Genomic DNA, 6,990 nt, shown 5'->3' with positions numbered 1-6,990 from the left:
TAGGCGTATGGTCAGTCATACGCCTATGTCTTCAATCTCCATCACACCGCGCAAGGCGGCCTTCGCCGGAGCGATACGTCTCTGCTCCCATCAAGCTGCGAAATGCGGCATTCGGTGATCCTAACGAACGATAAGTCTCGGAGCCCGCTTATCCTAAAGCAAGCCCATACAGCCTGCCGCTTCGTTCGTGCAGCAAGGTTTGTCGCAGCACCTTTTGGATCGCGCGCCAAACGGCGGTCATGTCTTCAAGAGCCGGACGTAGGTCCCAGACTCGTGCAACTCGAGCCAGCCGTGTTCGACTGCAAATTTGATCCCGGCGCCAAACTCGGTCCCGCTGGCTTTCAGCGCGTACAGAAACGGCGCGTTGATCCTCTCGATATGGATACGGCCGTCCTGCACGGCTTCGATGCCGGCGGCGAGCTCGATGAGCTTGCGAGCTGCGATTTCCGGGTTGGCAAAGGGACGTTCGGCGGTGAGCTTCATCGATATCCCATAGCCGGAGTCGGAGGCCTATTCCAATTGAAGTCCGGCCGGACATCTGCACCGCGGCGGCCGCAGGCCTGGCAGACGAAACGCGACTCGATGTCGGATAGTCGCACTTCCAGGGCTATCGAGTGGCTGCAACGGTAGTCGGCACAATAGACCAGGATGCCGCGCACGCCCATCTCGCGCATCTCGCCGAAGGTGATTTTGGTCGGGCGGTGACCGGCCGGTGCGCGGGCTTCTCGGCGAGCAGGTCTACGCATGCCACGATCAAAGCGGCAGCGCGGGCACCTCGCAAATTATCGATCCGTGGTGGCTGAAGGAGCGACCGGTCTACTGCCCGTCGTAGCTGCCGCGGCAGCTATTACTCCTCGTTCCTCAACTGCTTTGCCAGCACCTTCGCTTTGGGGCCCTTGAGATCTGCGTGAGTGCAGACGCGAAGTAGTTTAATGGCGCCGCCGGGAAGCGGCTTATAGATCAGAAGGACGTCGCCCGCGAGATGACACTCCATAAAGCCCTTGAAGGGACCGTCTAGCTTGTGGTCCTTCATCTTTGCAGGCAGGGCAGTCGGAGGAATTGATCGTTTGCGGCGATCAAATTCCGTCATCGCCTCGCTGATGCCGTCTGTCTTGAATCGAGCCCAGGAATCTTTGAAACCAGATGCGAGCTGCCACTTTGCGTGGTTCCGCTTTGGCTTCTCCGGCATGGACTAATCGCGATTTAGCCATTCCAGCATGTCTACGACGTTGTCGAAGCTCGCTTCGGGCTCGGCGGCATCTGCCGCCAAAATGTCTGCAACAAAATCCGAATCGTACACACTGCCGCCAGCGGTATGGATAGCAAACGAGAAACCTAACGTGACGTTCGAGATGGTGACGTTACCGGTCATCGTTCCATGCTGCGGCTGGCTTATGTATCCGCCTGCGTTGAAAGACGTCAGAAAGTGTGTTCCGCCAAACGCGGGAACGCTTGTGGTAACGGGAACGACCCTCACCGCATGTGCCGCGACCTCCCGCTCAGCTGTTCTTGCGCTCATCCCTCAGCTCTTCTTTTTCAGGTCTTCCGGAACCCGAGCTTGATTGACCATCGTCAACTGCATCTCGTAGATCGGCTCTCCATCCTGATTATATTGGTCGACCATCTTACGCACGTCCAGCACAACAGCTTTGGCGCGCAACACAGTGCCGTCGGCAAGGGTAAACTCGCTCCATGCCTCCTTGGTCGAGACGATATCGATCGGTTCCTTGGGGCCTTGGGGATTGTAACCAAGTACAATTTGCGAGGCCCCAGCGGGCGGGCTCGGGGGAAGTGGCGGAACGCCCTGGCGGCGGCTGGGGATCGGCTGCCGTTTGTTGCTCTTCGCCATCAATCTGCCTGCGATCGGGGATCTAGGGACTCGTAACACAAGCACAACGCCTGCGTAGGCCCAAATCTGCAACGCGGCTGATGAATTTAGCGTAAGGACGCCCGACGAAATGCGCACCAAAACGGTACAATTGTGATTTGTGCTGTCCGGTGCAGATGCGTGCACGGGCGATCCCGCCACTGGCAGGTCTGTGAACAGCTTGAAGCCATAGACGCCGACCCCACAACCGGAGTCTGATCCGCGGCCAACTCGTCAATTATGGTCTCAGTCGACACCTCCGGGACCTCCGAAGCTGTTTCGCGACGATCGCGACGAGTGCCGCCGCCAGGGCAAGCAACACAAGCAACGCGCCTCCGACAATCGCAAGAACCGTCATGGCCGGCCTCGCGATGTGTGCATAGTGTGTGCATGGCGCAAAATCGCGCTGTGATTTGGTGTGTCAAAATTGGCTTTAAGTCTTTGATTTAGCTTGGTGAGCGCGCTGGGGCTCGAACCCAGGACCCCGTGATTAAAAGTCAAAATGAGGATGACAGCTTAACCCATTGATCGAGAGTCGTTTTCTCGTGTGGGCACAAATTTCCCCCGTTTTTCAATGCACTTCCATTGACACCCCGTGATCTTCGGAGTCCACTCGTGGACATTCGAGGGACATTCGAGGCGCCCACACAGTGCCCACACGGGGGATCGAGATGCAGCTGATCAGCGAGAAAATCGTTCGCGAATTGGAGACCCCAGCGAAGGGGAACAAGGTCCATTTCTTCAGCGGCGCGACATTGCAGGGGAAGAAGGCGCCGGCCGGCTTCGGGGTGCGCGTCACCGCCGGCGGCACGAAGGCCTTCGTGCTTTTCCACAGGGTCGACGGTCGGAAATATCTCGAGACCCTGGGCCGATGGGACGAGAACGCCGGGGGCGGTTCACTCACCGTTCGCGACGCTATTGTGAAGGCCGACAAGCTGGTCAAGGACCTCGCCAAGGGCCACCGCGAGGACCCCAGGCCCGAGCGCACCAGGCGCATGGAGGACGGCGACGATCCCGAGGGCCTGAAGATCGGCGGCGCCTACGATCCTGACGCAAACGAAGCCGACCGGGAGCAAAAGCATCCCGGGCTGCTCGACATGTTTGTTGATCGCTACTGCCGGAAGGAAGCGCAGCTCAAGAGCGCCGACCAGTACGCCAGCACGTTCCGGCGGCTCGTGGCTCCTGATATCGGGGACCTGCCGGTGTTCGGCGAGGGGCGGCTTCGTCGCTCCCACATCGTCGACATGCTCGACGAGATCGAGGACGAGAGCGGCCCGGTGATGGCCGACCGAACGTTGGCCTACGTGCGGAAGGCATTCAACTGGTTCGCGGCGCGCAATGAGGATTTCACCAACCCGATCGTAAAGGGAATTCGCCAGGTCGGGGCGAATTCGCGCGACCGCATTCTGAGCGATGAGGAACTACGGGACCTGTGGGCGGCCCTGGACATCGTGCAGGACGTGCCAGCTTGCTATCCGCGCTTCGTCAAGTCGCTGCTGCTGACCACCACCCGCCGCAACGAGGCGGCGCAGATGCACACGAACGAGATCGACGGCACCGATTGGACGATTCCCGCGGAGCGCTACAAGACCGGAATCGACCATCTGATCCCGATGAGCGAGGCGGCGCGCGCGCTACTAGGCGAGAAGCCGGCAGGCGTCAACGGCAACTCGTGGTTCGTGTTCTCGACCACCCACGGCGCGAAGGGTTTCAGCGGCTTCAGCAAAGCCAAGCGCGAGCTCGACAAGGCGATCGCCAAGATCCGCGTTGAAGCCGGACGCGAGCCGATGGCGCATTGGGTACTGCACGACCTGCGTCGCACCGGCCGGTCGCTGATGTCCCGCGCGGGCGTTCCGTCCGATCATGCGGAGCGCTGCCTTGGGCACGTGATCGGCGGTGTCCGCGGCGTCTATGACCGCTATGCCTACCTCGATGAAAAGCGCGAGGCGTTTAAGAAGCTCGCCGGCCTTGTCGAGCTGATCCTGAACCCGCAGCCGAACGTCACGCCGATGGCGCGGAGCGCGTGACTATGACCCGCAGCGACGATGAGAAAATGGCGGACGAGGTTGCCAGTATCCGCCTTCTATCCGGCTATGACGTCGACGGCGACGCGAACAAGCCTTTCCCCGCGCACTTTAGCACCGAGGAGCGTGAACTTCGTGCCGCTCTGGCGCGAACCATTCGAGATCAGATGAAAGGCTTTCCCGGTGAACTGCTCGCGTTGGCAGTAGACCCATTCACGCCGTCCGAGTGGCCGAACATGCGGCCAACCCGAAAAGTGAAATTCTTCTGGCAGGGCCAGCAATCCGCGCTGTTCATCGAGCAGCAGGTCGTCGCATTCATCCGCCAGAAACGCGCGAGAGAAACGAAGCCAGGCGTTGCGATCGACGCTTACGTCAGCGCGGCCGAAAAGAAATTCAAGCTTGGGCGTAGCCGTATCTTCGCGATCTGGAAGGCGCACGAGGACATGATCGAAGCAGCACGCTCGTCCAACAAATAGCCTGGATATTCTGGACGGCCTTTTGCTGCAAATCACCTGACTGTCGGCCAGTGTCCGTGCACGTCAACGCACGGGCATAAACATGACCGATCTTCTCAAAGACTACTTTCTGCGTCCGCAGCTCGCCGAGCAATTGGGCGTTGCTGAAAAGACCTTGATCCGGTGGGAGCTGGACGGCAAGGGGCCGCCGGTCACGCGTATCGGCCGCACGCCGCTCTACTACATACCGAGCACTATGCAGTGGCTCCGCGCCCAAGAAAAGAGCGTGGCCTGATCATGGGAACGCGCAAACCTGAACTCGCCGAGCCTGTGAAGGCGTACCAGGAATGGATCAACCGACGTCATGATGCCCTTACCGGGACATTGTCGACGTTGAACGGCACAAACATCGCCGATCTCCGAAAATATGCGATGAATCGGGAAGGAAAGCTCGTCCCGACGTCGAAGGGTGTTGCAGTGAAGGTGAGCAAGCTTCCGCAGCTGCTCGAGGCGGTGCAGAAGTTGATCACGAAGGCCCAGGAGCTCGGCCTCCTCGATGGGGAGGACGGCGAATGAATGCGCCGGCGCAAATTCTAGTTGGAAAAGCGCTGGAAGATGCAATCTGGCTGCTCGAAACCCGCGCGTTGATCCGCGCATTTTTGGAATACGAGCATCAGTTCGAGCACCTCGCCGACGCGGTCGACCCTCTCCAGGAGTTCGCGGAGGTCTCGGGGCTCGTCGCCGCGATCGGTCAAGATGAGGTGCAGCGGCTCATTGCGGCACCCTTCGCACGTTTTCGGGCCATCGTAGCCGCTGAGGCGGAGGCTGAAGAGTATGCGCTCGACGATGCGCCGGCGGCTGATCTGCCTTCCGATTACGCGACCCAGCTCGTGCGCCAATGGGAGATGCAGGATCCGCGGGACGCTTGGAAGCACACCGGCGAGTTGCCGCCCAAGCGCGAACCGCAGCCCGAGTGGCCGACGCGCAAGCCGTACGAGGCGCCGCAATCGACGATCGATGCCTTCTACATCGTGATGAGTGAGGGCAATCCCGAGAAACTCGCGGCTTGGCTTCGAAATCATCCGCATGACGCGCCGGCGCTGCTCGAGATGCTGGAGGCAGCGTGATGCTGAAAATTCCAAATCGAGAGATGGGCCTGAGCGTGTTCAAGGATCTTGGGTACGAGTTTCCGTCTAGCGACGAGCCGCCGCCGGTCGATTCCTTTGACGCGTACGATGGTGGCTCAACGATAGAAGCCGCTCCGGCTGCTAATGACGCGCCCACCGCACGCGGGCTCCAGCCCATCACGCCGGCGGCATGGAGGGGGACCACGATCGTTCCGCAGCGTTGGGTCGCGGAGGCGCGCATTCCTTCCGGTGACGTCACGATCCTGTCCGGCAACGGCGGCAGCGGCAAAACCGAGATCGCCACGCAATTGCTCGTCTCGGTCGCGGCCGGGCTCGGTGACTGGCTTGGCTGTGTGGCCGAGCAGGGGCCCGCGCTTTTCCTGTCTTGTGAGGAGCAGGAGGATAACGTCCGCGACCGTGTCGAGCGCATTTGCAAGCACCGGTGTATCGATCCATACGCACTTGCGGGGCTGCACCTTGCTTTCCCGGCTTTGGATGAGACGTGGCTCGGCACCGCCGACGCGCGAACAGGCAAGATCGTCGCCACGCCGTTGTTGCTCGCCCTGGAGCGCTGGATCGCGGAGCACAGTCCGCGCCTGGTCGTCGTCGACAATGTCGCTGCTGTGTTCGATGGGGAAACGATCGCGCGTCGGCAGGTCCGCACCTTCGTCGGGATGCTGCGCAGGATCGCGGTCGCCCATGACACGGGAATCCTGCTGCTGGATCACCCCTCCGTCCGCGGCATGGCTGACGGTAGCGGGACCGCGGGCTCCGTCGATTGGCGCAACTCGGCACGATCGATGCTGTACCTCTCCGATCCCGACAAGGACGATCAGGACCAGCGCACGCTCGAGGTCAAGAAGACCAACCGGGTGCGCGGCGGGGAGAAGGTAACGCTCCGCTGGGGCGGGCTGACCTTCACCACCGCAATGGCCGGCGAGACCTCGCCGCACCGCGCCGCGGCCGATCGCGACGTCGAGGACGTGTTTCTCCGGCTGCTCGACAAGCGCAACGCCCAGGGCAGGCCGGTGCACGCCAAGACAGCCAAGGGGAGCGCACCGGCAGAGTTCGCCTTAGACCCCGAGGCGGGCACCATCACGGCCGAGGCCTTCCGCAACGCCATGGAGCGGCTTTTCGATCGCAGCATGATCAGGACTGTCGAGACCGGATCACCCAGCAAGCGGCGCCAGCACATCGAGCGGGTGACGGCATGATCTTTCCCGTAGTTGCCCGGATACCAACGCCCCTACCAACGCTCTTCCGACGCTTCCAACGCTACTGCCAACTGTACTGCCAACTGTCTTCCAACGCCTTCCAACGCTACTGCCAACGCCTGTTCTCCAACCCCCCATACCCCCCGAGCGTTGGAAGCGCTCTCGCGGACTTGTGGTCCGCTCACGCTTCCGGCCGCTCAAGGAAGGGAAGGGCTAGGACAGCTCCGTCCCAGCACGCATCTAGTAACGCGGAAGCCGGCGCTGATCGGCGACGGATAATCCACCCGCCTGGCCGATCGGATA

The 6,990-nt window shown here is 61.2% G+C and carries 10 protein-coding genes; 6 read left to right on the top strand and 4 right to left on the bottom strand.

Annotated features, from left to right (window positions below; translation table 11 throughout):
* Positions 1-237: 237 nt before the first annotated feature.
* The 4 genes from SO140_RS41510 to SO140_RS41495 all read right to left on the bottom strand — a co-directional run bounded on the left by SO140_RS41510 (position 238) and on the right by SO140_RS41495 (position 1,849).
* Positions 238-483, bottom strand: a complete 246-nt coding sequence (locus tag SO140_RS41510; protein WP_449384505.1) for a hypothetical protein — start codon at positions 481-483, stop codon at positions 238-240.
* Positions 484-847: 364 nt separating this feature from the next.
* On the bottom strand, positions 848-1,189 hold the full coding sequence (locus tag SO140_RS41505; protein ID WP_449384562.1) for a type II toxin-antitoxin system mRNA interferase toxin, RelE/StbE family: 342 nt from the start codon (positions 1,187-1,189) through the stop codon (positions 848-850).
* Positions 1,190-1,192: 3 nt separating this feature from the next.
* Positions 1,193-1,519, bottom strand: a complete 327-nt coding sequence (locus tag SO140_RS41500; protein ID WP_449384561.1) for a hypothetical protein — start codon at positions 1,517-1,519, stop codon at positions 1,193-1,195.
* Between the two features lie 3 nt (positions 1,520-1,522).
* Positions 1,523-1,849: a hypothetical protein gene (locus SO140_RS41495; protein WP_449384560.1), complete on the bottom strand. Its 327-nt coding sequence runs from the start codon at positions 1,847-1,849 to the stop codon at positions 1,523-1,525.
* A 689-nt stretch (positions 1,850-2,538) separates the two neighbouring features.
* Here SO140_RS41495 and SO140_RS41490 point away from each other — a divergent pair.
* The 6 genes from SO140_RS41490 to SO140_RS41465 all read left to right on the top strand — a co-directional run bounded on the left by SO140_RS41490 (position 2,539) and on the right by SO140_RS41465 (position 6,687).
* Positions 2,539-3,894: a tyrosine-type recombinase/integrase gene (locus SO140_RS41490; protein WP_498543961.1), complete on the top strand. Its 1,356-nt coding sequence runs from the start codon at positions 2,539-2,541 to the stop codon at positions 3,892-3,894.
* Between the two features lie 2 nt (positions 3,895-3,896).
* Positions 3,897-4,367 carry a hypothetical protein gene (locus SO140_RS41485; RefSeq protein WP_498543960.1) on the top strand — a complete coding sequence of 157 codons (471 nt, stop codon included), beginning with the start codon at positions 3,897-3,899 and terminating at the stop codon, positions 4,365-4,367.
* An 82-nt stretch (positions 4,368-4,449) separates the two neighbouring features.
* Positions 4,450-4,641, top strand: coding sequence for a helix-turn-helix transcriptional regulator (locus SO140_RS41480; RefSeq protein WP_498543959.1), 192 nt, complete (start codon positions 4,450-4,452; stop codon positions 4,639-4,641).
* A gap of 2 nt (positions 4,642-4,643) precedes the next feature.
* Positions 4,644-4,922 (top strand): PC4/YdbC family ssDNA-binding protein, encoded by a 279-nt coding sequence (locus tag SO140_RS41475; protein WP_498543958.1) that lies wholly within the window; start codon positions 4,644-4,646, stop codon positions 4,920-4,922.
* Positions 4,919-5,473, top strand: coding sequence for a hypothetical protein (locus tag SO140_RS41470; RefSeq protein ID WP_498543957.1), 555 nt, complete (start codon positions 4,919-4,921; stop codon positions 5,471-5,473). The genes SO140_RS41475 and SO140_RS41470 overlap by 4 nt, the downstream gene beginning before the upstream one ends.
* Positions 5,473-6,687, top strand: coding sequence for an AAA family ATPase (locus SO140_RS41465; RefSeq protein WP_498543956.1), 1,215 nt, complete (start codon positions 5,473-5,475; stop codon positions 6,685-6,687). Before SO140_RS41470 ends, SO140_RS41465 begins: the two co-directional genes overlap by 1 nt.
* Positions 6,688-6,990 lie beyond the last annotated feature (303 nt).

Source organism: Bradyrhizobium sp. UFLA05-108 (assembly GCF_059803455.1).
Note: the sequence above shows the minus strand (reverse complement) of the source record. Positions and strands in the feature narration are given on the sequence as shown.